At 42.6% G+C, this 1,981-nt stretch carries 4 protein-coding genes; all 4 read left to right on the top strand.

The window, feature by feature from the left end:
• A partial coding sequence (locus tag WKI42_RS10240; RefSeq protein ID WP_368081868.1) for a peptidylprolyl isomerase occupies positions 1–534 on the top strand: 534 nt, incomplete at its 5' end.
• A gap of 1 nt (position 535) precedes the next feature.
• A complete protein-coding gene (locus tag WKI42_RS10235; protein WP_368081867.1) occupies positions 536–895 on the top strand; it encodes a S1 RNA-binding domain-containing protein in 360 nt (119 codons plus the stop codon).
• Between the two features lie 53 nt (positions 896–948).
• Positions 949–1,698: a tRNA1(Val) (adenine(37)-N6)-methyltransferase gene (locus WKI42_RS10230; RefSeq protein ID WP_033685376.1), complete on the top strand. Its 750-nt coding sequence runs from the start codon at positions 949–951 to the stop codon at positions 1,696–1,698.
• The gene (locus WKI42_RS10225) at positions 1,688–1,972 is read left to right on the top strand and encodes a GIY-YIG nuclease family protein (RefSeq protein ID WP_112444276.1); all 285 of its coding nucleotides are present in this window, start codon (positions 1,688–1,690) and stop codon (positions 1,970–1,972) included. The genes WKI42_RS10230 and WKI42_RS10225 overlap by 11 nt, the downstream gene beginning before the upstream one ends.
• Positions 1,973–1,981: the final 9 nt, after the last annotated feature.

The raw sequence follows: 1,981 nt of genomic DNA, 5'->3' as shown, positions 1-1,981 counted from the left end.
ACCAATCACGGAGACTTGCGTATCAAGCTTTTCCCTGAACATGCTCCTAAAACAGTGGCTAATTTTGTAGCTCTTTCAAAAGATGGCTACTATGATGGTGTCATTTTCCACCGTATTATCAAGGACTTTATGATCCAAGGTGGAGACCCAACTGGAACTGGTATGGGTGGCGAGTCCATCTACGGCGAATCTTTTGAGGATGAATTTTCAGAAGAACTTTACAATATCCGTGGAGCTCTTTCCATGGCCAATGCTGGTCCAAATACCAACGGCAGCCAGTTCTTTATCGTGCAAAATCAACACCTGCCATATTCTAAGAAAGAAATTGCTCGTGGTGGTTGGCCAGAACCGATTGCAGAAATCTATGCTAACCAAGGTGGGACACCTCACCTAGACCGCCGTCACACGGTTTTTGGACAGTTAGCTGATGAAGCTTCTTACGTTGTCTTGGATGCCATTGCTGCTGTTGAGACAGGAGCTATGGACAAGCCAGTTGAAGATGTTGTGATTGAAACAATTGAAATCGAGGACTAAGATGAAAATCGGTGATAAGCTAAAGGGTCGTATTACAGGGATTCAGCCCTATGGTGCCTTTGTTGAGCTAGAGACAGGTGATACGGGGCTGATTCACATTTCAGAGATTCGGACAGGCTTTATTGAAAATATTCATGAAGCCTTGAAAGTCGATGAAGAGGTTCTGGTTCAGGTAGTGGATTTAGATGAATTTACAGGGAAAGCCAGTCTTTCTATCCGCACTTTGGAGGAAGAAAAGCACCAGTTTCCGAGACGGAGACGCTTTTCAAGCGACCGTTTTAACTACGGCTTTGCGCCTCTTAAACGAATGATGCCAATTTGGACTAGAGAAGCCTTGCACTATTTAAAAAAGAAGAAGTAGTTTAGAATTTTATATTTTTTGTAATGTTAATATAAATCTGCTATAATAGAACCATGGAAGAAGAACAATTATTAAAATCAGGGGAGCGCATTAACCAGCTCTTCTCAACAGATATTAAAATCATTCAAAATAGAGAGGTTTTTAGCTATTCGGTGGATAGTGTTCTCTTGTCACGTTTTCCACGTTTTCCTAAAAAGGGCTTGATTGTGGATTTCTGCGCTGGGAATGGAGCAGTGGGGCTATTTGCTAGCACTCGTACTCAGGCACAGATTTTGGCTGTTGAGATTCAGGAGCGTTTGGCGGATATGGCTGAACGCTCTGTCCGTTTGAATGGTTTGGAAGAGCAGATGGAAGTCATCTGTGATGATTTGAAAAATATGCCTGCTTACATTCAGGGAAGTAAGGTGGATATGATTTTGTGTAATCCACCCTATTTCAAGGTGGATCCTCATTCCAACTTAAATGAGAGTGAACATTATCTCTTGGCGCGACATGAAATCACGACCAATTTGCAGGAAATCTGTCGTAGTGCCCAGAGTATTCTCAAATCTAATGGGCGTTTGGCCATGGTTCATCGTCCTGATCGACTTCTGGATATTTTGGATACGTTACAACGGCATAATCTAGCCCCTAAGCGCCTGCAGTTTGTTTATCCAAAGCGGGAAAAAGAAGCCAATATGCTCTTGATTGAGGCTATCAAGGATGGCTCGACAAGTGGCTTTAAGGTCTTGCCACCTCTCATTGTCCACAATGATGATGGCTCTTATACGCCGGAACTCGAAGAGATTTATTATGGATCATAAGGCTTTCATGTATGTAGTAGAATGTAGAGATGGCTCCTACTATACAGGCTATACGACTGATGTGAGAAGACGCCTCGCTGTGCACAATAGTGGTAAGGGAGCTAAGTATACTAGGGCTCGCTTACCAGTCAAACTTATCTATGCTCAAGGATTTGCCAGTAAGGAAGAAGCCATGTCGGCAGAAGCCCTTCTCAAGCGTAAGAAGAGGCCACAGAAGGAAAGATTTTTATCTGAAAATCAAGATAGAAATTTACTTATACTCAATGAAAATTAAAGAGCAAAC

The organism is Streptococcus pseudopneumoniae (genome assembly GCF_038148935.1).
Lineage (GTDB): Bacteria > Bacillota > Bacilli > Lactobacillales > Streptococcaceae > Streptococcus > Streptococcus pseudopneumoniae_U.
The sequence above is the reverse complement of the archived record's forward strand: the minus strand, read 5'-3'. Positions and strand labels throughout refer to the sequence as shown.